This is a genomic window from Pseudomonas sp. NFIX28 (assembly GCF_900107395.1).
GTDB lineage: Bacteria > Pseudomonadota > Gammaproteobacteria > Pseudomonadales > Pseudomonadaceae > Aquipseudomonas.
Genome location: NZ_FNPW01000007.1, coordinates 57,910 through 80,898 on the forward strand (window position 1 = coordinate 57,910; position 22,989 = coordinate 80,898).

Annotated in this window: 18 protein-coding genes; 3 read left to right on the plus strand and 15 right to left on the minus strand. The window is 61.8% G+C overall.

What is annotated here, in order from left to right:
* Window positions 1–149 precede the first annotated feature (149 nt).
* The 9 genes from BLV20_RS15195 to truA form a co-directional block, all read right to left on the minus strand.
* The gene (locus BLV20_RS15195; protein WP_092302771.1) at window positions 150–926 is read right to left on the minus strand and encodes an SDR family oxidoreductase; all 777 of its coding nucleotides are present in this window, start codon (window positions 924–926) and stop codon (window positions 150–152) included.
* Window positions 923–2,134 carry an O-succinylhomoserine sulfhydrylase gene (locus BLV20_RS15200; RefSeq protein WP_092302773.1) on the minus strand — a complete coding sequence of 404 codons (1,212 nt, stop codon included), beginning with the start codon at window positions 2,132–2,134 and terminating at the stop codon, window positions 923–925. Before BLV20_RS15200 ends, BLV20_RS15195 begins: the two co-directional genes overlap by 4 nt.
* Window positions 2,135–2,170: 36 nt before the next feature.
* Window positions 2,171–3,676, minus strand: a complete 1,506-nt coding sequence (gene purF / locus BLV20_RS15205) for an amidophosphoribosyltransferase (protein WP_007921973.1) — start codon at window positions 3,674–3,676, stop codon at window positions 2,171–2,173.
* Window positions 3,677–3,717: 41 nt separating this feature from the next.
* Entirely contained in the window at window positions 3,718–4,275 is a 558-nt protein-coding gene (locus BLV20_RS15210) for a CvpA family protein (RefSeq protein WP_092302775.1), read from the minus strand.
* 98 nt (window positions 4,276–4,373) lie between these two features.
* Window positions 4,374–5,048: an SPOR domain-containing protein gene (locus tag BLV20_RS15215; protein ID WP_092302777.1), complete on the minus strand. Its 675-nt coding sequence runs from the start codon at window positions 5,046–5,048 to the stop codon at window positions 4,374–4,376.
* Entirely contained in the window at window positions 5,032–6,339 is a 1,308-nt protein-coding gene (gene folC, locus BLV20_RS15220) for a bifunctional tetrahydrofolate synthase/dihydrofolate synthase (RefSeq protein WP_092302779.1), read from the minus strand. Before folC ends, BLV20_RS15215 begins: the two co-directional genes overlap by 17 nt.
* Complete coding sequence (gene accD / locus BLV20_RS15225; protein ID WP_092302781.1) at window positions 6,336–7,256, minus strand: acetyl-CoA carboxylase, carboxyltransferase subunit beta; 921 nt, start codon at window positions 7,254–7,256, stop codon at window positions 6,336–6,338. Before accD ends, folC begins: the two co-directional genes overlap by 4 nt.
* 268 nt (window positions 7,257–7,524) lie before the next feature.
* Complete coding sequence (locus tag BLV20_RS15230; protein ID WP_092302783.1) at window positions 7,525–8,148, minus strand: phosphoribosylanthranilate isomerase; 624 nt, start codon at window positions 8,146–8,148, stop codon at window positions 7,525–7,527.
* A gap of 64 nt (window positions 8,149–8,212) precedes the next feature.
* Window positions 8,213–9,037 (minus strand): tRNA pseudouridine(38-40) synthase TruA, encoded by an 825-nt coding sequence (gene truA, locus BLV20_RS15235; RefSeq protein ID WP_175540212.1) that lies wholly within the window; start codon window positions 9,035–9,037, stop codon window positions 8,213–8,215.
* 231 nt (window positions 9,038–9,268) lie between these two features.
* Between truA and BLV20_RS15240 the strand changes: the two genes are divergently transcribed.
* The gene (locus tag BLV20_RS15240) at window positions 9,269–9,928 is read left to right on the plus strand and encodes a M24 family metallopeptidase (protein WP_092302787.1); all 660 of its coding nucleotides are present in this window, start codon (window positions 9,269–9,271) and stop codon (window positions 9,926–9,928) included.
* 74 nt (window positions 9,929–10,002) lie between these two features.
* On the opposite strand, the gene BLV20_RS15245 is transcribed toward BLV20_RS15240, so the two are convergent.
* From BLV20_RS15245 to leuC, 6 genes are all read right to left on the minus strand, one after another.
* A complete protein-coding gene (locus tag BLV20_RS15245; protein WP_092302788.1) occupies window positions 10,003–12,597 on the minus strand; it encodes a motility hub landmark protein FimV in 2,595 nt (864 codons plus the stop codon).
* A gap of 204 nt (window positions 12,598–12,801) precedes the next feature.
* A complete protein-coding gene (locus tag BLV20_RS15250; RefSeq protein ID WP_092302790.1) occupies window positions 12,802–13,812 on the minus strand; it encodes an aspartate-semialdehyde dehydrogenase in 1,011 nt (336 codons plus the stop codon).
* A gap of 180 nt (window positions 13,813–13,992) precedes the next feature.
* The gene (gene asd, locus BLV20_RS15255) at window positions 13,993–15,105 is read right to left on the minus strand and encodes an aspartate-semialdehyde dehydrogenase (protein WP_007921989.1); all 1,113 of its coding nucleotides are present in this window, start codon (window positions 15,103–15,105) and stop codon (window positions 13,993–13,995) included.
* Between the two features lie 54 nt (window positions 15,106–15,159).
* A complete protein-coding gene (leuB, locus tag BLV20_RS15260) occupies window positions 15,160–16,242 on the minus strand; it encodes a 3-isopropylmalate dehydrogenase (protein WP_092302792.1) in 1,083 nt (360 codons plus the stop codon).
* A 230-nt stretch (window positions 16,243–16,472) separates the two neighbouring features.
* Window positions 16,473–17,117 carry a 3-isopropylmalate dehydratase small subunit gene (gene leuD / locus BLV20_RS15265; protein WP_007921993.1) on the minus strand — a complete coding sequence of 215 codons (645 nt, stop codon included), beginning with the start codon at window positions 17,115–17,117 and terminating at the stop codon, window positions 16,473–16,475.
* A gap of 10 nt (window positions 17,118–17,127) precedes the next feature.
* Window positions 17,128–18,546: a 3-isopropylmalate dehydratase large subunit gene (gene leuC, locus BLV20_RS15270; protein WP_092302794.1), complete on the minus strand. Its 1,419-nt coding sequence runs from the start codon at window positions 18,544–18,546 to the stop codon at window positions 17,128–17,130.
* Window positions 18,547–18,694: 148 nt separating this feature from the next.
* On the opposite strand from leuC, the gene BLV20_RS15275 reads away from it, so the two are divergent.
* On the plus strand, window positions 18,695–19,585 hold the full coding sequence (locus BLV20_RS15275) for a LysR family transcriptional regulator (protein WP_092302796.1): 891 nt from the start codon (window positions 18,695–18,697) through the stop codon (window positions 19,583–19,585).
* An 82-nt stretch (window positions 19,586–19,667) separates the two neighbouring features.
* Window positions 19,668–22,946, plus strand: a complete 3,279-nt coding sequence (locus tag BLV20_RS15280; protein WP_092302798.1) for a sensor domain-containing protein — start codon at window positions 19,668–19,670, stop codon at window positions 22,944–22,946.
* Window positions 22,947–22,989: the final 43 nt, after the last annotated feature.

Genomic DNA, 22,989 nt, shown 5'->3' on the forward strand with positions numbered 1-22,989 from the left:
TGAGGCCGCGAAATTTACGCAGATACCGATGCTAAGTCAATACCCTGCTTGAAGTTTTTCTGAAAAAGACAAAATCACGACAAAGCTTGCAAGGGAGCAACAACGACGGCGACTTCAAGTCACCCTCGCTGCCCTCCCCTTACATGCCATCAATCGCGATAAATCATTTTCTTGCTCATGCCACCGTCGACCACAAACTCCTGGCCAGTGACAAAACCGGAGTTCTTCGACAACAACCACGCCACCATCGCCGCCACATCTTCGACCGTCCCGACCCTGCCCGCCGGATGCTGGGCATGATCGGCATCACTCAGTGGCTCAGCCCGGCGAGCCGCCGGATCCCGGGCGTCGATCCAGCCCGGACTGACGGCATTGACCCGGACTTCCGGCCCCAAACTCATGGCCAATGCGTGGGTCAAGGCCAGCAGGCCGCCCTTGCTCGCCGCATAGGCTTCGGTGTCCGGCTCCGATTGCCGGGCGCGGGTAGACGCCAGATTGACGATGGCTCCGCCATGAGCGCGCAGATACGGAGCACAGTGTTTGGCCAGGAGCATCGGACCACTGAGATTCACCGCCAGCACCCGATTCCAGTGAGCCAGGTCGAGGCTTTCCAGCGTGATATTGCGCGGATCAGCGACCGCTGCATTGCACACCAGCGCATCGAGACGTCCGAACTGCCCCAGCACCTCGGCGACACCCAGAGTGACCTGCGCTTCGTCCGCCACATCCATGCCGATAAACCAGGCGCTATCACCCAGGACCTTGGCTACCTGGGAGCCGCGCACGCGGTCCAGGTCAGTCAGCACCACTTGCCAGCCTTCGCTGATCAACCAGGCAGCAATGCCCAGGCCGATACCGCGGGCTGCGCCGGTGACCAGCGCCACACGACCATTGGCAATGCTCTGCTGCTCGGACAACTCGATCACAAGGCTGCCAGCCCGCGCGCCAGGTCGGCTTGCAGGTCCACCACATCCTCGAGACCGACAGCAATACGAATCAGGCTGTCGCGGATGCCTGCCGCTTCACGCTCTTGTGGTGCCAGACGGCCGTGAGAGGTGGTGCTCGGGTGCGTGATGGTGGTCTTGCTGTCGCCCAGGTTGGCGGTAATGGAGATCAAGCGAGTGGCATCGATAAAGCGCCAGGCGCCTTCCTTGCCGCCCTTGACCTCGAAACTCACCACTGCACCGAAGCCACGCTGCTGACGCTTGGCCAGCTCATATTGCGGATGGCTTGGCAGGCCAGCGTAGTGCACCTTCTCGATGCCGTCCTGCTGCTCCAGCCATTCGGCCAGGGCTTGGGCATTGGCACAGTGGGCGCGCATGCGCAGGTTGAGGGTTTCGAGGCCCTTGAGGAAAATCCACGCGTTGAACGGACTCAGAGTCGGCCCCGCGGTGCGCAGGAAGCCCACTACTTCCTTCATTTGCTCGCTGCGACCAGCGACCACCCCGCCCATGCAACGACCCTGGCCGTCGATGAACTTGGTTGCCGAATGCACCACCACGTCCGCGCCCAGCTTCAGCGGCTGCTGCAGCGCCGGGGTGCAGAAACAGTTGTCGACTACCAGCATCGCGCCCTTGGCGTGGGCGATTTCGGACAATGCAGCGATATCCACCAGCTCGGCGAGCGGGTTGGATGGCGATTCAACGAACAGCAGCTTGGTATTGGCCTTGATTGCCGCTTCCCAACCGGACAGGTCCGCCAGGGGCACGTAATCGACCTCGATACCGAAGCGCTTGAAATACTTTTCGAACAGGCTGATGGTCGAGCCGAACACACTGCGCGAAACCAGTACATGATCCCCCGCGCTGCACAAACTCATGACCACCGAGAGAATGGCCGCCATGCCAGTGGCCGTGGCCACCGCCTGTTCGGCGCCTTCCAAGGCGGCGATGCGCTCTTCGAACGCGCGCACGGTCGGGTTGGTGTAGCGGGAATAGACATTGCCCGGCACCTCGCCGGCGAACCGCGCGGCCGCATCGGCAGCCGTACGGAACACATAGCTGGAGGTGAAGAACATCGGATCACCATGCTCCCCTTCCGGGGTACGGTGTTGGCCGGCGCGCACGGCCAGGGTATCGAAAGCTACGCCATCAAGGTCGCTGTCCAGCCGACCGGCATCCCAATCCTGACTCATGCCGCCTACTCCTTATATGTCTTCTAATGCTCTAAATCAGTTGTTGTACAGATCGATGATCGCACTGACTGCCTGGGTCTTGGCCTTGGAGGCATCGTTGCGTGCGTTTTCGATCTTGTTCAAATAGGCCTCGTCGACATCGCCAGTGACATATTTGCCATCGAACACCGCGCAGTCGAAGTTCTCGATCTTGATCTTGCCGCCACCGACCGCCTCGATCAGATCGGGCAGATCCTGATAGATCAGCCAATCGGCGCCGATCAGATCGGCCACATCCTGAGTCGAACGATTGTGTGCGATCAGTTCGTGAGCGCTCGGCATGTCGATGCCGTATACGTTCGGGAATCGCACGGCCGGCGCCGCGGAGCAGAAGTAGACGTTCTTCGCGCCGGCTTCGCGGGCCATCTGGATGATCTGCTTGCAAGTAGTGCCGCGAACGATCGAGTCATCCACCAGCATCACGTTCTTGCCACGGAATTCCAGCTCGATTGCATTGAGCTTCTGGCGCACGGATTTTTTCCGCGCGGCCTGGCCCGGCATGATGAAGGTCCGGCCGATGTAGCGGTTCTTCACGAAGCCTTCGCGGAACTTGACGCCCAGGTGGTTCGCCAGCTCCAGCGCCGCGGTACGGCTGGTATCTGGAATCGGGATGACCACGTCGATATCATGATCCGGACGCTCGCGCAGGATCTTCTCTGCCAGCTTCTCGCCCATGCGCAGACGCGCCTTGTACACCGATACACCGTCGATGATCGAGTCCGGACGCGCCAGGTAGACGTGTTCGAAGATGCACGGGGTCAGCTTTGGATTGGTCGCGCACTGACGAGTGTGCAGCTTGCCGTCTTCGGTGATGTAGACCGCTTCGCCTGGCGCCAGGTCGCGAATCAGGGTGAAGCCCAGCACATCCAGGGATACGCTTTCGGAAGCGATCATGTATTCGACGCCCTCGTCGGTGTGACGCTGACCGAAGACGATCGGGCGAATGCCATGGGGATCGCGGAAGCCGACGATGCCATAACCGGTGACCATGGCCACCACCGCGTAACCGCCAACGCAACGGTTGTGCACGTCAGTCACGGCGGCGAATACGTCTTCTTCGGTCGGTTGCAGCTTGCCGCGCTGGGCCAGCTCGTGAGCGAACACGTTGAGCAGGACTTCCGAATCGGAATTGGTGTTGACGTGGCGCAAGTCAGATTCGTAGATCTCCTTGGCCAGCTGTTCAACATTGGTCAGGTTACCGTTATGCGCCAGGGTAATGCCGTAAGGCGAGTTGACGTAAAACGGTTGAGCTTCGGCCGAAGTCGAGCTACCAGCGGTCGGATAACGCACATGGCCAATACCCATGTGGCCGACCAGGCGCTGCATGTGCCGTTGATGGAAAACGTCACGGACCAGGCCGTTGTCCTTGCGCAGGAATAACCGGCCATCATGGCTGGTCACGATACCGGCAGCGTCCTGGCCGCGGTGCTGGAGGACGGTTAGCGCGTCATACAGCGCCTGATTGACGTTCGACTTACCGACGATACCGACGATGCCACACATGCGACGCAACCCCTACTTAATGAAACTGAACTGAACACATCTTACTGAGGCGTTTTGGCCGGTAAGAGTTGTTCCTTGAACGGTATTTCAGCGGGTACGCTGATACCGCTGGCCAGCCACTGACTGCTCCACCCCAATATGAGGTTTTTTGACCAGTCTGCAACCAATAGAAATTGTGGCAGCAGTCGCGACTGCTGCCACCAGGAATCCTGTTGTACCGGTCCCAGGCTCAACAGCCCGACTGCCACGACCACCAGCAACGCGCCACGCGCCGCGCCGAAGGCCATGCCCAGGAATCGATCGGTTCCGGAAAGGCCGGTCACGCGAATCAATTCACCGATAAGAAAGTTGATCATTGCGCCTACCAGCAAGGTGGCGACAAACATGATGGCACAGCCCGCAATCACGCGAGCCGAGGGAGTTTCGATATATCCGCCGAGGTATTCGGACAGGGAGCCACCAAACATCCAGGCGACGACTCCTGCGACGATCCAGGTAAGCAGCGACAGCGCTTCTTTGACGAAGCCGCGACTCAAACTGATCAAAGCAGAGATGGCGATGATTGCAACGATCGCCCAGTCAACCCAGGTAAATGGCACAGTGCAGCCTACAGACGGATAAGGCGGCGCATTTTACCAGAGCGCATGGCCGTCGGTAAGCTGAGATTCAATGCGCTTTGCAAATCAAGGCGATAGCCTTAACCGCGCTCAGGCTGGAAGCGTACGACAAAACCCTTGAGGTTCTGCTGGCGGCTCAGCAAGTCACGCAGACGATCTGCCTCGGCCCGCTCGATCAACGGACCGACAAACACCCGGTTCTTGCCATCGGCGGAACGGATATAGGCGTTGTAACCCTGGCTACGCAGGGTTTTCTGCAGGTTTTCAGCACTTTCCCGACTGGACAGGCTGGCCAACTGTACGGACCAACTGACCGACAGGCCATTTGCATCGACACGACTCGGGGTTGCACCAGGCTTGGCTGGCGCTGCGGCAATCGGCTGCGCAGGAGCAGCCGGCTTGGCTACCGGCGCCGACGGTGCTACTGGCTTGCTCGCGGCGACTGGCGGCGTCACCGGGGCCGGAGGAGCAGCCGGGGTATTTGGAGCAATCGGCATGGAAGGCGCAGCCTGCTGGGCCACCTCTTCATCACTGGGTACCGGCTCTTGTGGCAGCGCCTGCGGCTCGGGCACGATCACAGGCTCGACCTGTAGCTGGGTTACAGCTGGCGCCTGAGGCACTGCTGGCGCCTCGACATTGACGTGCCGCTGCTCATCTTCACGGGAAAACAGCATCGGCAGAAAAATCACCGCCAACGCCACCAGAACCAGAGCCCCAACCATTCGCTGCTTGTAGACGTTATCCAGCATAGCCATGTGCAGCTTCCTCCGTGGAGCGCCGGGCAAGCCACTCGAGCGCCTCGGCAACACAATAAAAAGATCCGAACAGCAGAATCTCGTCTTCGGCCGTAGCCTGCGCACACTGCCCTTCCAGCGCAGCAGCGACACTCTCATAGGACGCTACCGAAGCCCCAAGGTTCTCCAGTGCAGCCTGCAGGTCAGCAACAGGACGTGCGCGCGAAGAATCCAGGGGCGCAACCGCCCATTGCTCGACACAGCAGTGCAGGGGCGCAACCACGCCCTCCAGGTCCTTGTCCGCCAACAGGCCAAATACCGCCAGGCGCTTGCCCACCACCGGCCGACGCATCAGGCGCTCGGCCAGATACTCCGCGGCATGCGGGTTGTGCCCGACATCCAGCAACAGGTTCAGGCGCTTGCCCTGCCATTCGAACTGACGACGATCCAGACGCCCGACCACCCGCGTCTGTCGCAAGGCTTCGGCAATGCGCTCGGCCTGCCAAGGCAGCCCGAGCAGCAAATAGGCCTGCAGGGCCAGCGCGGCGTTTTCCATAGGCAGATCGAGCAACGGCAAGTCACGCAACTCGACGGCATTGCCCTGCGTATCGAGCCCACGCCACTGCCAGTTCTCGTCGGTAATTCCCAGATCGAAATCACGACCACGCAGGAAAAAGCCGCAGTTCAGCTCACGCGCCTTATCCAGCAGGGGTTGAGGAGGATTCAGGTCGCCACAGAGTGCCGGCGCACCCTGACGGAAAATACCGGCTTTCTCGAAAGCCACGGATTCACGGGTATCGCCCAGATAATCGGCGTGGTCGACGCCGATACTGGTAACCAGCGCTACATCGGCATCCACCAGATTGACCGCATCCAGGCGTCCGCCCAGGCCGACTTCCAGCACCACGGCATCGAGATTGGCACGCTGGAACAACCAGAAGGCCGCCAAGGTACCCATCTCGAAATAGGTCAGGGAGATTTCGCCGCGCGCCGCCTCGACCGCGGCAAAGGCCTCGCACAACGAGGCATCGCTGGCTTCGACGCCATCGATCTGTACCCGCTCGTTGTAACGCAACAGATGGGGAGAGTTGTAGACACCGACCTTCAGCCCCTGGGCCCGCAGCAAGGACGCCACGAACGCACAGGTAGAACCCTTGCCGTTGGTCCCGGTCACGGTGATGACCCGAGGCGCCAGCTTGCCCAATCCCATGCGGGACGCTACTTCCTGCGAGCGCTCCAGCCCCATATCGATGGCTGACGGATGCAACTGCTCGAGGTAGGCAAGCCAGTCGCCAAGGGTACGCTCGGTCATATGTTTGCTGGCACCGGCGGCACCACGATCGCCTCGACCGGCGCGGCCACGAATTCAGGCGTTGGCAAGCCCATCAGTTGGGCCAGCAGGTTACCCAGGCGCGGACGCAGTTCCTGGCGCGGGATGATCATATCGATGGCGCCATGCTCCAGCAGGAACTCGCTGCGCTGGAAACCTTCCGGCAGCTTTTCGCGCACGGTCTGCTCGATCACGCGAGGACCGGCGAAACCGACCAGGGCCTTGGGCTCGGCGACAATCACATCGCCCAGCATCGCCAGACTGGCGGAAACGCCGCCATAGACCGGGTCGGTCAATACGGAAACAAAGGGCAGCCCTTCTTCACGCAGACGCGCCAATACCGCGGAAGTCTTGGCCATTTGCATCAGGGAGATCAGCGCTTCCTGCATCCGCGCGCCGCCGGAAGCGGAGAAACAGACCATGGGGCAACGCTTTTCCAGCGCATAGTTGGCAGCACGTACAAAACGCTCGCCGACGATGGCGCCCATGGAGCCGCCCATGAAGGAAAATTCAAACGCCGACACCACCACCGGCATACCCAGCAGGGTACCGCTCATGGAAATCAACGCGTCCTTTTCACCGGTCTGCTTCTGGGCCGCGGTCAAGCGATCCTTGTACTTCTTGCCGTCGCGGAACTTCAGACGATCCACCGGCTCCAGGTCGGCACCCAGTTCGGCACGGCCTTCAGCGTCGAGGAAAATGTCGATGCGGGCGCGAGCGCCGATACGCATGTGATGGTTGCACTTGGGGCAGACGTCCAGGGTCTTTTCCAGCTCCGGACGATACAGCACTGCCTCGCAGGATGGGCATTTGTGCCACAGACCTTCGGGCACCGAGCTTTTCTTCACCTCGGAACGCATGATCGAAGGGATCAGTTTGTCTACTAACCAGTTGCTCATGCTTTCTTTCTCCAGTACCGGCGGCCCGAACGCTCTGGTTCGCGGCCCCGCGTATGCCCTTGAGCTAAATTCATGTATACGGCGATGATCTGTTCGCTACCGCGGTCAGCACGTGCTTGACCTGCCTGTACCGAACGGCTCCTCAGCCATCCCGGCAACCCCCGGATAGAGCGATTGCCACTTCGATTTCGGCCCGCCCAGCGACGGTGCCGGCCTGTTTTGTACAGTGGTGTTATGGACGGCGGCAGACTGCCAGCCGTCACATCGACTAACAGCTGCCGCGAACGGCCTGCATAAATGCGCGAATCTTTGCGTGGTCCTTGATGCCCTTGCTCTGCTCCACCCCACCGCTGACATCGACCGCGTACGGGCGAACCTGCGCGATCGCCTGGCCGACATTCTCGGCGGACAAGCCACCGGCGAGGATGATCGGCTTGCTCAAACCCTGTGGTACAAGTGACCAATCGAAGGCTTCGCCGGTTCCACCCGGCACCCCCTCGACATAGGTGTCGAGCAGGATGCCGCTGGCCCGCGCGTAAGCCGCACAGCTGCCGGCAATATCGTCACCCGCCTTGACCCGCAGCGCCTTGATGTAAGGCCGGTGATAACCCTCGCAGTCCGCCGGCGTTTCGTCGCCATGAAACTGCAACAGGTCGAGCGGCACTGCATCGAGGATCTCGCCCAGCTCGCAGCGGCTGGCATTGACGAACAAGCCCACAGTGGTCACGAACGGCGGCAGCGCGGCAATGATCGCCCGCGCCTGCTGCACATTCACCGCCCGGGGGCTCTTGGCATAAAACACCAGCCCGATGGCATCGGCCCCGGCCTCGACCGCCGCCAGCGCATCCTCAATGCGGGTAATCCCACAAATTTTGCTGCGAACGGCTGACATGTCGTTTAAACCTCAGGGCAAATCCGGGGAAAGTCCCGGATGGTAGCAAATGCTTTTCCGGGCGTCAGCCGTCAAGTTCCGAGAAGCCGGTGAGGAAATGTGGCCCAATGTATCGCTCGGGCAATTCGAACTCATCGTGGTACTCGACCTGCACCAGATAAAGCCCGAAGGGATGCGCCGTGACCCCGCCCGTACGGCGAATCCGGCTTTCCAATACTTCCCTGGCCCATTCGATCGGACGCTCGCCTGAGCCGATGGTCATCAGCACTCCGGCAATATTGCGCACCATGTGATGCAGGAACGCACTGGCGCGGATATCCAGGACAATCATCTTGCCGTGCCGAGTGACCCGCAGATGATGGATTTCCTTGATCGGCGACTTGGCCTGGCACTGCCCAGCACGGAATGCACTGAAATCGTGGGTACCCACCAGATGCTGGGCAGCCTCGGCCATCCGCTCGACATCCAGCGGGCGATGATTCCAGGTGATTTCCTCGTTCAGGTGCGCCGGGCGGATCTGATCGTTGTAGATCACATAGCGATAGCGGCGGGCAATCGCCTTGAACCGCGCATGAAAATGCGCCGGCATGACCTTGGCCCAGCTCACGCTGATGTCGTGGGGCAAATTGATATTGGCCCCCATCACCCACGCCTTCATCGAACGCTCGGCCTGGGTATCGAAGTGCACCACTTGCCCGCAGGCATGCACGCCAGCGTCGGTACGCCCGGCGCAAGACAGCAGCACCGGCGAATCTGCCACTCTGGACAACGCCTTCTCGAGGGTTTCCTGGACACTCGGGACACCAGAAGCCTGACGCTGCCAGCCGCGATAACGCGAGCCCTTGTATTCGACACCCAATGCGATTCTGAAAAAGCCTGCGGCCGCCATTTCGGCGGCCGCGTTATCTATATTTGCCAAGAACTTACAGCCTGCTGATGTGCGCAAAGGCAGCCATTATAAGGCGCGCGAAAGCAGACGCCATGCGGGGCCGCCTTTTAGTTGCGGTTTACTCATTACGTAGCCGCAAGCCGGCAACGCGATTGCGTAAAAACCACGACAAACGCTATATAGATAAATATATAGCGATAAACATACATTCATCCGACCGGGAGCCGATTCATGAGCGCCATCGACAAGGAGGCCGTCGGCCTCGCCTATAGCCTGCAAGGCATGCTCCATGCCAAGCGCAAGACCTGGGAAGCCATCACCCAGATAGCCGCGCGCATCCGGCCAGGCATGCTTGAATCCCAGGCTCGCGCGCTGAGCCTGGAGGTCCTTGCAGAGCTGGGCATGGACCGGATCTGGCACCCGGCGCTGGTCCGCTTTGGCGAAAACACCCTGAAAACCTTCAAGCAACGCTCCGAAGGCGATCCGGAGCTGGGTAACAACGACATTTTCTTTATCGATCTCGGCGTGGTCTGGGACCGCCATGAAGGCGATTGCGGCGCCACCTTCGTCACCGGCGACGATCCTGAGATGCACGCCTGCGCCGCTGCCGCCCAAACCCTGTTCGAGCGGGTTCGCGATCACTGGCACGAACACAAGGTCGCGGGCCCCGCCCTTTATCGCTACGCCCAAGAGCAGGCAAGCGCCATGGGCTGGGTCTTGAATCTGGAGATCAAGGGACATCGGGTCAGCGACTTCCCCCATGCCATTTATCGAGCGGGAGACCTGGGCAACTTCGAGGCATGCCCCAACGTCGGCCTGTGGATTCTGGAAATCCAGATCGCCCACCCCACCCGGCCATTCGGTGCGTTTTATGAAGACCTGCTGGCCTGACAGCACAGCCGCCTGCACCGCGAAAACAAAAACGGCAGCCTCGATGGCTGCCGTTTTTTGTTTCTATCGCTGACTCAGGCCAGGCGTGCGAGCATTTCCTTGGCTTCGCTTTTCTGGCCGTCGTTACCTTCGCTGATGACTTCGCCGAGAATGTCTCGCGCGCCATCGTTATCGCCCATGTCGATGTAAGCCTGGGCCAGATCGAGCTTGGTTGCGACTTCGTCGGTTCCGGAGAGGAAATCGAAATCCCCTTCGTCGGCGCTGCCCGCAGCGTCTTCCGCGGTAAACGTCGGCTCGGCCAGCGCTGGTTGCTCGAGGCTTTGCGACAAGCGATCCAGCTCGGCGTTGACATCATCCAGCTCGGAAGCGAAAGCATCCTTGGCATCGGGCTGCGCATCCATCTCGTCAGCCAGGGACAAGTCGAAATCCGCGGGCAACTCAAGATCATCAAGCGCAGCTTCAGTCACCGTAGGCACTTCGACAGCCGGCAGATCCTTCAGGTCGTCATCCAGGCTGAGAAGGAAATCCTCATCGGCTTGCGCCGCGGCAGGAAGATCCTCACCCAGATCCAGATCGAAATCCGACAGATCGTCCAGGCTCTCCTTGGCTTCGGTTTGCTGCTGCAGTACCGATTCGAAACTCAGGTCATCGTCCAGAGGGAATTCATCCAGCTCGGGCTCAACTGGAGCAGGAACGGCCGGAGCATCCGCAGAGGCCGCCTCCAGATCGTCCAGGCTCAGATCGAAATCGGTATCCAGCTCGTCTACAGCCGGTGCAGGCACAGGTTCCTGCGGCTCATCGAGCAACAACTCCTTGACGTATTGAGCATCCAGCGCCGCCGCTGCCGCAGCAGCGCCGAGGCCAGCAGCCACCGCAGCCATTGTCGGGAAACGGCTTTTCAGCTGTTCGACTTCAGCGTAATTCTTGCCATTGGCCACCAGCTGGCGCTCCTGAGCCACAAAGGCGCTGCGATCGCCCTGGTGACCGTAGACTTCCATCAACTTCAAGCGCAACTCGCTACGCTGCGGCTCCAGCTTGACGGCCTCCTCCAGGATGGCTGCCGCCTGGTTAAGGCGACCACCATTGATATGGGACTGAGCCTGATCCAGCACATCGTCCGAGTGCTCGCCTGCGGCAACCACTGGCGCCGCGACCACCACAGGCGCCACGACCGGTGCTGGAGCTGGAGCTGGAGCTGGAGCTGGAGCGAGCTTGACGCTCGGCGGCGGAACTTCAAGACCTTCGAAGCTGCTTTCCGGCAGATCCAGGTCCTTGGACAACTCGGACTCTTCGGACAGGGCGCGAGCCATGCGCAGATGCTTTTCCGCCTCCTGCTGTGCCTTGCGGCGACGAGCCAGCAACAGCAATAGCAGCAGCACCAGCACTGCCCCGCCACCTGCCAGCCCCAGGAGGATCGGGTTGGTCAGCAACTCGTTGAACTTGTCTTCGTCGGAGGCCGGCGCTTGCGCCTGGGCCGGTGCCGCCTCAGCTGGAGCCTCGCCTGGAGCTGCCCCAGGATCGGTCACTGGCGCCGCCGGGGTCGCCGGCTGCTCAGCCAACTGAGCCGGCATCGCCGCGGCAGCTGGCGCTGGCGCCACGCCCCCTGCGGTTTCCGCCTGCAATTTGGCCAACTGGTCGTTCTTCAATTCGATCAGGCGTTGCAGCTTGTCCAGCTGGCTTTGCAGGTCCGCCATGCGGCTTTTCAACTCGGCATTGTCACGCCGGGCCGAATCAAGGCTTTCCTGGGTCACCGCCAGCTTGTTGCTCAATGCCTGGCTGTCGCCCGCCGCACCCTTGCCCCGCGCCTTGCCCGATTCGGCAGACACCAGGCTCAGATTATCCTTGACCGCGCCTTGTGCGGGCGCCTTGTCCGCACCGGCGCGGCGGGTGCCGTCCAGTTGCTGCTGGGCCCCACGCGGCGCCAGACGACGCCCCTGGCGCCACGCCGTATTCTGCGCCGCGACCTCGGCGATCGCTTGTGGCTGCGGCAGGCTAGTGCTCTGCGCAGCGTCAGGCAAGCGAAGCACCTGCCCGGTTTTCAGTCGGTTGATGTTGCCATCGATGAAGGCATCCGGATTCAGCGCCTGGATCGCCAGCATGGTTTGCTGGACCGAGCCGCCATTGCGCGCCTTGGCCGCAATTTCCCAGAGCGTGTCACGGGCCGAGGTGGTGTATTGAGCAGGCTTGCTGGCGCCGGTAACCGGCGCTGCAACCGCTGGAGTCTGCGCCGCCGCGGATTGCCCGGCGGCTTCAGCGGTTTGCGGGGAAAACTTGGAAGGATCGAGCAGCACGCTGTAATCGCGCAGCAGGCGGCCGTTGGGCCACATCACCTGCACCAGGAACTTGACCATCGGCTCGGAGAGCGGCTGGCTCGAAGTGACTCGAAGCACGCTCTTGCCGTTGGCATTGAGCACCGGCGTAAAGCTCAGGTCGTTGAGAAAGGCCTGGCGATCGACGCCGGCCTTGGCGAAATCTTCAGGCGAGGCCAGGCTCGGCACCACTTCGGTAGCGGTGAGATCCTTGACGTCCAGCAACTCGATTTCTGCAACCAGCGGCTGGTTCAGAGTCGACTTCAGGGTCAGCTCCCCGAGCCCAAGCGCATGCGCCATACCGGAGGACAGCGCCGACGCGGCCGCTATTGCTAACACCAGTTTGCGAACTTGAACCATAGCCTCATCCTTTGTTTGAACATTCCTCGGCCAGCGAGAAGGTGTTGTAGCTGCTGCCGTAAGGCATTGCGCGCGACCCTGGAGGGCCGCTTCGCGCGATTATGTCTGCATGCCTTGGAAGCCCACGACAGCAGCTCACCTCCAGCAACCAGCCAAGCATAGCGCCCAGCTAGAATCATTCTGCAAATTGTTGCCAAGTATCTTTTACAGAAGGTCTTTTATCAATAACTCCGCCAGCTGCACCGCGTTGAGCGCGGCCCCTTTGCGTACGTTATCTGACGTCAGCCAGAGATTAAGTTCCGCCGGGTCGTCGATCCCCGCGCGTACCCGACCAACGTAGACCACATCCTGCCCCACCGCATCGCCGACCGCGGTCGGATAATCACCCGCCTCGACCAACTCGATACCCGGCGCCGCCTCGAGCGCGGCATTGACCGCATCCAGGTCGATCGCAGTGGCTGACTGCAGAGTCACGCTATAGCTATCGCCAAAAAACACCGGGGCTTGAACACAAGTGACAGAAATCTTTAATAAAGGCTGCGCGAGCACTTCGCGCAACTCCCGCACCAGACGTTTTTCCAACAAGGTATGACCTTGCTCGTCGGGCGTGCCGACCTGCGCCAACAGGTTGAATGCCATCTGCCGATCGAAGAATCGCGGCTCCAACGGACGCGCATTGAGCAGTTCGGCGGTCTGCCGCGCCAGCTCGGTTACCGCTTCACGACCTTGCGTGGACACCGCCAGGCTCGCAGTCAAGCTGACCCGCTGGATATCGAACAACGACTGCAAGGGCGCCAGCACCACTGCCAGGGAAGTGGCCGCGGCGCTGGGACTGCTCAGTTGAACAGGCTGCTTCAGGCCAGCCAGCACGCGCTCGTTGGCTTCCGGTACCAGGTTGGGCGCCTGGGCCGAGGGCAAGGCGCCCGACAAGTCGATCACCGCGCAGTTGGCCGCCGTGGCCCGTGGAGCGAAGCTCAGGGTCACCGCCGGGCCGGCCGCGAAAAACGCCAGCTGGACCTTGCTGAAATCGAACTCATCGACCTCGCGTACGCGCACATTCTTGCCCCGAAACGGCACCGAGCTCCCCGCCGACTCGCTGCTGGCCAGCAAGTGCAGGTTGGCAATGGGGAAATCGCGCTCTTCGAGAATCTGGACGAGGGTTTCGCCGACAGTACCGGTGGCACCGATCACGGCGATATCGAAGGACTGGTTCATGGAGCTACCTCTGGCGAAACGGGGGGAGCGGCACTTTACCCGGCGCTTGGGGACGAGGCAATTCAATGGGGGTTGCGAGGCTTATGGCGAGCTGGCTCGCCCCGGCAGCCCCAGGCCTGCCCCGCAATGAAAAAGCCCGCACCTTTTGCAAGACGCGGGCTCGTTCAACACATCACAGAATCAACGCTCGAGCAGGATCCGCAGCATGCGGCGCAGCGGTTCGGCGGCGCCCCACAGCAACTGGTCGCCGACAGTGAACGCGCCGAGGAACTGCGAGCCCATGTTCAGCTTGCGCAGACGGCCCACCGGGATGTTCAGGGTGCCGGTGACCTTGGTCGGGCTCAGCTCCTGCATGCTGATGTCGCGCTGGTTCGGTACCAGCTTGACCCAAGGGTTGTGCTGGCTGATCAGCCCTTCGATATCGGCGATCGGCACGTCCTTGTTCAGCTTGATGGTCAGCGCCTGGCTGTGGCAACGCATGGCGCCGATGCGCACGCAGATGCCATCGACCGGGATCGGGCTCTTGAAGCGACCGAGGATCTTGTTGGTCTCGGCCTGGGCCTTCCACTCTTCGCGGCTCTGGCCGTTCGGCAGTTCCTTGTCGATCCACGGGATCAGGCTGCCGGCCAGCGGCACGCCGAAGTTCTCGGTCGGGTAGGCATCGCTGCGCATGGCTTCGGCGACCTTGCGGTCGATGTCGAGAATGGCGCTGGCCGGGTTGGCCAGGTCATCCGCCACGGCCGCATGGGTCGCGCCCATCTGTTTGATCAGTTCGCGCATGTTCTGCGCACCGGCGCCGGAGGCCGCCTGATAGGTCATGGCGCTCATCCACTCCACCAGCCCGGCTTCGAACAGGCCGCCCAGGCCCATCAGCATCAGGCTGACGGTGCAGTTGCCGCCGATATAGTTCTTGGTGCCGGAATCCAGCTGCTGGTCGATGACCTTGCGGTTCACCGGATCGAGAATGATCACCGCGTCGTCCTGCATGCGCAGGCTGGAAGCGGCATCGATCCAGTAACCCTGCCAGCCGGCTTCGCGCAGTTTGGGGAAGACTTCGCTGGTGTAGTCGCCACCCTGGCAGGTCAGAATCACGTCGAGGGTCTTCAGCTCTTCAATGCTGTAAGCGTCCTTGAGCGGAGCAATGTCCTTGCCCACGGACGGGCCTTGGCCACCGACATTGGAAGTGGTGAAAAACACCGGCTCGATAAGATCGAAGTCTTGCTCTTCCAGCATCCGCTGCATGAGCACGGAACCGACCATACCGCGCCAACCGATCAGACCTACACGTTTCATCGCAACTACACCTATACAAAAGTGGGCCACCGTCTGAGCGGTGGGCCCGAAAGATTACAGATTCCGCAGCGCGGCGACTACTGCATCGCCCATTTCCTGCGTACCCACCTTGGTGCAACCGGCCGACCAGATGTCGCCAGTGCGCAATCCCTGGTCCAGTACCAGGCTCACGGCCTTCTCGATGGCATCCGCCGCATCGTTCAGGTTGAAGCTGTAACGCAGCATCATCGACACCGACAGAATGGTCGCCAGCGGGTTGGCGATGCCCTGCCCGGCGATGTCCGGCGCCGAACCGTGGCATGGCTCGTACATGCCCTTGTTATTGGCATCCAGCGAGGCCGACGGCAGCATGCCGATGGAACCGGTGAGCATCGACGCTTCGTCGGAAAGAATATCGCCGAACATGTTGTCGGTGACGATCACGTCGAATTGCTTCGGCGCACGCACCAGTTGCATGGCGGCGTTGTCGACGTACATGTGGCTCAGTTCGACATCCGGGTAATCCTTGGCCACCTGCTCGACCACTTCGCGCCACAGCTGGCTGGACGCCAGGACGTTGGCCTTGTCCACCGAGCAGAGTTTCTTGCCGCGCACGCGGGCCATGTCGAAGCCGACGCGGGCGATGCGACGGATTTCGCTCTCGCTGTACGGCAGGGTGTCGTAGGACTGGCGCTCGCCGTTCTCCAGCTCGCGGGTGCCACGTGGCGCGCCGAAATAGATACCGCCGGTCAGCTCGCGAACGATGAGGATATCCAGGCCAGAGACGATTTCCGGCTTGAGGCTGGAGGCATCGGCCAGTTGCGGATAGAGGATCGCCGGACGCAGGTTGCCGAACAGGCCCAACTGCGCACGAATCTTCAGCAGGCCGCGCTCAGGACGGATATCACGCTCGATCTTGTCCCATTTCGGGCCGCCCACGGCGCCCAGCAACACCGCGTCGGCAGCCCGGGCACGATCCAGGGTCTCGTCGGCCAGCGGCACGCCGTGCTTGTCGATGGCCGCGCCACCGATCACGTCATGGCTCAGCTCGAAGCCCAGGCTGTACTTGTCGTTGGCCAGCTCCAGCACCTTGACCGCCTCGGCCATGATTTCCGGGCCAATACCGTCACCTGGGAGAATCAGAATCTGCTTGCTCATGCTTTCCTCATTTGCTCTGTCGGTGTGCTGGTTGGCACGCCCGGAAAAATGCTGCTGCCTGGCCTGCTGCCTCGTCCACCCGTAGAGAACGAAGCGCTGGCTCGAATTTCAAACGCGCCATGGATATTTATCTGGCGGCTTTGGCGAGCAAAAAGCTCGCCCCTGCAGGTTGTGCTTACTGCCCTGCCAGAGCGAGCCGGCTGGCGATTAGCGCGTTACTTTAACGCCGATCAGGCGTCGCGAAACAACCACGGCTGGCTGGCACGATGCTTGGCCTCGAAGGCGGCAATCGCATCGCCGTCCTGCAAGGTCAGGCCGATATCGTCCAGGCCGTTGAGCAGGCAATGCTTGCGGAACGCGTCGATCTCAAACTTCAACACCTTGCCATCGGGACGGGTCACGGTCTGGGCCTGCAAGTCGATCTGCAACTGGTAGCCCGGGTTGGCCTCGACCTGCTGGAACAACTCATCGACTTCAGCGTCGCTGAGGATGATCGGCAGCAGGCCGTTCTTGAAGCTGTTGTTGAAGAAGATGTCAGCGTAGCTCGGCGCGATGATGCTGCGAAAACCATACTCTTCCAACGCCCAGGGCGCGTGCTCACGGCTGGAGCCGCAGCCGAAGTTTTCCCGGGCCAGCAGCACGCTGGCGCCCTGGTAGCGCTCGGCGTTGAGCACGAAGTCCTTGTTCAGCGGACGCTTGGAGTTGTCCTGGTACGGCTGGCCGACATCCAGGTAGCGCCACTCGTCGAACAGGTTCGGACCAAAACCGGTGCGCTTGATCGACTTGAGGAACTGCTTGGGAATGATCTGATCGGTGTCGACGTTGGCACGATCCAAAGGCGCGACAAGACCGGTGTGCTGGGTGAAAGCTTTCATGCTGCGCTCCTTAGATCAATTCACGGACGTCGACGAAACGACCGCTGACGGCGGCGGCCGCGGCCATGGCCGGGCTGACCAGGTGAGTACGGCCACCGGCACCCTGACGACCTTCGAAGTTGCGGTTCGAGGTCGAGGCGCAATGCTCGCCCGACTCCAAACGGTCCGGGTTCATCGCCAGGCACATCGAGCAACCCGGCTCGCGCCATTCGAAACCGGCCTCGAGGAAGATCTTGTCCAGGCCTTCCGACTCCGCCTGGGCCTTCACCAGGCCCGAGCCCGGCACCACGATCGCCTGCTTGATGGTCGAGGCCACCTTGCGACCCTTGGCGATGACCGCCGCGGCACGCAGGTCTTCGATCCGCGAGTTGGTGCAGGAACCGATGAACACCCGGTCCAGCTGGATATCGGTGATCGCCTGGTTGGCGGTCAAGCCCATGTATTTCAAGGCACGGACGATGGAGTCGCGCTTGACCAGGTCCATTTCCTTGGCCGGGTCCGGCACGTTCTGATCGACGGCCAGGACCATCTCCGGCGAAGTGCCCCAGCTGACCTGCGGCTTGATCTGTGCCGCGTCGAGCTCGACCACGGTGTCGAACTTGGCGTCGGCGTCGGACACCAGGTCTTTCCAGGCTTCGACGGCGAGGTCCCATTCCGCGCCTTTAGGGGCGAACGGGCGACCCTTGACGTATTCCACGGTTTTTTCGTCCGCCGCCACCAGGCCCACGCGGGCGCCGGCTTCGATGGACATGTTGCAGATGGTCATGCGGCCTTCGACGGACAGGTCGCGAATCGCGCTGCCGGCGAATTCGATGGCATGGCCGTTACCGCCGGCGGTGCCGATCTTGCCGATCACGGCCAGGACGATGTCCTTGGCAGTCACGCCGAACGGCAACGTGCCCTCGACGCGAACCAGCATGTTTTTCATTTTCTTGGCCACCAGGCACTGGGTAGCGAGCACGTGCTCGACCTCGGAGGTGCCGATGCCATGCGCCAGGGCGCCAAAGGCACCGTGGGTCGATGTGTGCGAGTCGCCGCAGACCACGGTCATGCCCGGCAAGGTGGCGCCCTGCTCCGGGCCGATGACGTGGACGATGCCCTGGCGGACGTCGTTCATCTTGAATTCGACGATGCCGTATTCGTCACAGTTGTTATCGAGGGTCTGGACCTGCAAACGCGAGACCTGGTCGGCGATGGCGCTGATGCCGCCCTTGCGCTCAGGCGTGGTCGGTACGTTGTGGTCCGGGGTCGCGATGTTGGCATCGATGCGCCAAGGCTTGCGCCCGGCCAGGCGCAGGCCTTCGAAGGCTTGCGGCGAGGTCACTTCGTGGATGATGTGACGATCGATATAGATCAGCGCCGAGCCATCGTCGCGCTGCTTGACCAAATGCGAATCCCAGAGCTTGTCGTAGAGCGTTTTGCCGGCCATCAGACGGTTCCTCATCATTTTCTATGCCGCGGGTCATGGCGGGTAGCGGTCAATAACCCCTTGGCTTGTGAGGCTGATGCTATGGCGTTACATTAAATAACTCAAATTCATATTTTTTATACTTTGGATAACCGACTGGAATACGACCATGGACCTGGCCAACCTCAATGCCTTTATCGCAATTGCCGAGACCGGCAGCTTCTCCGGGGCCGGCGAGCGCCTGCACCTGACCCAACCGGCCATCAGCAAGCGCATCGCCGGCCTTGAACAGCAACTCAATGTCCGGCTGTTCGACCGCCTGGGCCGCGAAGTGGGCTTGACCGAGGCCGGCCGCGCCCTGCTGCCCCGGGCCTATCAGATCCTCAATGTGCTGGACGATACCCGCCGGGCGCTGACCAACCTGACCGGCGAGGTCAGCGGCCGCCTGACCCTGGCCACCAGTCACCATATCGGCCTGCACCGCCTGCCGCCCCTGCTGCGCGCCTTTACCCGGCGCTACCCGGAAGTGGCCCTGGACATCCAGTTTCTCGACTCGGAAGTGGCCTACGAAGAAATCCTCCACGGTCGCGCCGAACTGGCGGTAATCACCCTGGCCCCCGAGCCCCATGCGCTGGTCAAGGCCACGCCGGTGTGGAACGACCCATTGGACTTCGTCGCCGCCCCCGAACACCCGCTGGTGAGCAACGGCACGGTCAGCCTGGCCGATATTGCCCTGCATCCGGCGGTTTTTCCCGGCGGCAACACATTTACACACCATATTGTCCAGCGCCTGTTCGAGGCCCAGGGCCTGACGCCGAACATCGCCATGAGCACTAACTATCTGGAAACCATCAAGATGATGGTGTCCATCGGCCTGGCCTGGAGCGTCTTGCCCCGCACCATGCTCGACGATCAGGTGGCGCGCATTCCTTTACCGGGCATACAGCTCACTCGCCAGCTAGGCTATATCCTGCATACCGAACGGACGCTGTCGAATGCCGCGCGGGCTTTCATGGCCTTACTGGATGCACAAGTCGACCTGCCAGGGACCCAGGCATAAGAGCCCGGGCATGACTTATGCCACCCCCTTGATCGCCTGAACGCCGCGCCCAACGCTCTTTTCAGCCCAAGGCCCGCTGCTCATGCCAAAACCCGCTGACCGTATACCGCCCATGCCGCGCATTCATGCGCTCGACCCCAAACAGTCGGAGCAAAGCTGGGAGAGCGCCCCGCAGCTGCTTGCCGCACTCAATGGGGCACGTCTGGGCGCCTGGTACTGGGACATCGAAAGCGGGCAAATCAGCTGGTCACGGGGCACCCAGGCGTTGTTTGGCTTCGATCCGCGCCAGCCGCTGCCCAAAGATCTCGAATACCTCGACCTGCTGCCCGAGGAAGATCGGGCCAAGACCATTCGCGCTTTCCATTCGGTGCTGGCCGGCGCGCCGCTGGAACAGGCGATGCATCACCGCATCCGCTGGCCCGACGGCAGCCTGCACTGGCTGGAAATCAATGGCAGCGTGCTGCCGGACAAACACGGCAAGCCCCGAATGATCGGGGTGATTCGTGAAATCACCCACCAACGTCAGCGGGAACAGGCCCTCAGCAGCTCGGAAAAACGCTTTGCCACGCTGTTTCACCTGTGCCCGAACATGGTGCTGCTGACCCGCCTGGAAGACGGCCTGATCAGCGAAGCCAACCAATACTTCGAGATTCTCTTCGGCTGGCCGGTGCAGCATGTGATTGGCCGCACCACCCTCGAACTGGGCCTGTGGGTCGACCCTGAACAACGCGCACAGCTGGTCAAGGCAGTACAAAAGCGAGGCCAGGCCGCCAGCCTCGAAGTGCAACTGCGCGCCAGCAACGGGCAGATCCACGACGGCATTCTCAGCGCCCAGAAAGTCGAGCTGGAAGGCCAGGCTTATCTGCTCAGCACCTTTCTCGATACCAGCGAACGCAAGCTCGCCGAACAGGCCCTCAAGGACAGCCAGGAACGCCTCGACCTGGCGCTGGACTCGGCTCAGCTCGGTACCTGGGACTGGCACATTCCCAGCGGCATGCTCTACGGCTCGGCTCGCGCCGCACAACTGCACGGCCTGGAACCGATGCCGTTTCACGAATCGTTCGATGCGTTTTTCGAAGGCGTGCCCGACGAAGAACGCGACAGCATGCGCAACGCCTACCGCAGCCTGCGCGAAGGGCCGGCCGGCAATTATCAGCTGACCTACCGCGTGCAGCTGGCCGACGGCTCGTCGCGCTTTTTGGAAAGCCGTGCGCGCCTCTATCGCGACGAGCAGGGCAACCCGCTGCGCATGGCCGGGACCTTGCTGGACATTACCGAGCAGGTCGAGCGCGAGCAGCGCCTGATCACCTCCGAAGAAAAATTCGCCAGCCTGTTCCAGGTCAGCCCGGACCCGATTTGCGTCACGCTCCAGGAAACCGGGCAGTTCATCGAAATCAACTCCAGCTTCACCCAGACCTTCGGCTGGACCGTCGAGGAAGTGCTCGAGCGCAGCGCCGACGAGATCGGCCTGTGGGACGATTCCGCCCAGCGCCTGCAACGGGTCGAGCAGGTGATCCGCGAACAGGCACTGAACAACGTAGCGGTGGTGGTCCGGCACAAGGACGGGCAGCTCCTGACTTGCATCATTTCCAGCCGGCAGATCACCGTCGACAAGCAGCCGTGCATCGTCACCACGCTGCGCGACATTACCCAGCAACAGCGCTCCGAGGCTGCGCTCAAGGCCAGCGAAGAGAAATTCGCCAAGGCGTTCCACTCCAGCCCCGACGCCATCACCATCACCGAGCGCGATACCGGGCGCTATCTGGAAGTCAACGACGGTTTCTGCCGGCTCACCGGTTACCGCGCCGAAGAAGTGATCGGCCGCACCGTGTATCAGGTCGGCATCTGGGCCGAGGAAAAACAGCGTTCGATCCTGCTCGCCGAGCTGCAGATCAAGGGCCGGGTCAACCACCTGGAAATGCTCGGCCGCAACAAGCGCGGAGACATCCTGACGGTCGAGGTCTCGGTCGAGCCCATTACCCTCAACGAAACCGCGTGCCTGCTGCTTACCGCACGCGATGTCAGCCTGCTGAAAAACGCCCAGGCGCAGATTCGCCACCTGGCATACCACGACCCGCTGACCAACCTGCCCAACCGCGCCTTGCTGATGGATCGTCTGAGCCAGCAGATCGCCCTGCTCAAGCGCCACAACCTGCGCGGCGCCTTGCTGTTTCTCGACCTGGACCATTTCAAGCACATCAACGACTCCCTCGGTCACCCGGTGGGCGACACCGTGCTGAAGATCGTCACCGCCCGCCTCGAAGCCAGCGTGCGCATGGAAGACACCGTCGCGCGCCTGGGCGGCGACGAGTTCGTGGTCCTGCTCAGCGGCCTGGAAGGCAGCCGCAGCGAAGTCAGCGAGCAGGTGCGAGAGCTGGCCGATACCCTGCGCGACCTGCTGTCCGAACCGATGTTCCTCGACGGCCAGCGCCTGCAAGTGACCCCGAGCATCGGCGTGGCGCTGATTCCCGATCACGGCTCGACCCCCACCGACTTGCTCAAGCGCGCCGATATCGCCCTGTACCGGGCCAAGGATTCCGGGCGCAACACCACGCAGATGTTCCACAACACCATGCAGAAAGCCGCCAGCGAGCGCATGCGCATGGAAACCGACCTGCGCCTGGCCCTGTCCCGCGGCGAGTTCAGCCTGCACTTCCAGCCCCAGGTCGACGCCCGCGACAACCGCATCGTCGGCGCCGAGGCCCTGGTGCGCTGGCACCACCCCGAACTGGGGGCGCAATCGCCCACCGAGTTCATCAAGGTCCTGGAAGACAGCGGCCTGATCCTCGAGGTCGGCACCTGGATTCTCGACGAAGCCTGCCAGGCCTTCAGCCAACTGATCGCCGAAGGCCTGGTGGACCCGCTGAACTTCAGCCTGTGCGTGAACATCAGCCCACGGCAGTTCCGCCAGAACGACTTCGTCGAACGCATAGAGCGCAGCCTGAGCCACTACCAATTGCCGTCTTCGTTGCTGAAGCTGGAGATCACCGAAGGCATCGTGATCCAGAACCTGGACGACACCATCGGCAAGATGCGCCGCCTGAAGAAACTCGGCGTGAGTTTCGCCATGGACGATTTCGGCACCGGCTATTCGTCGCTGACCTACCTCAAGCGCTTGCCGGTGGATGCGCTGAAGATCGACCAGTCCTTCGTCCGCGATGCGACCCAAGACCCCAACGATGCCGAGATCGTTCGCGCCATCGTCGCCATGGCCCGCAGCCTGGACCTGAAGGTGATCGCCGAAGGCGTGGAAACCGTGGAGCAGCTCGAGTTCCTGCAAGGCCTGGGCTGCCATCTGTATCAGGGCTACCTGCACAGTCGGCCGCTGCCGCTGGAGGGTTTGAAAACCCTGCTGGCGTGAGCGGACGACATGCAATCGCCGGCCTGGCAGATCAACGGGGCAG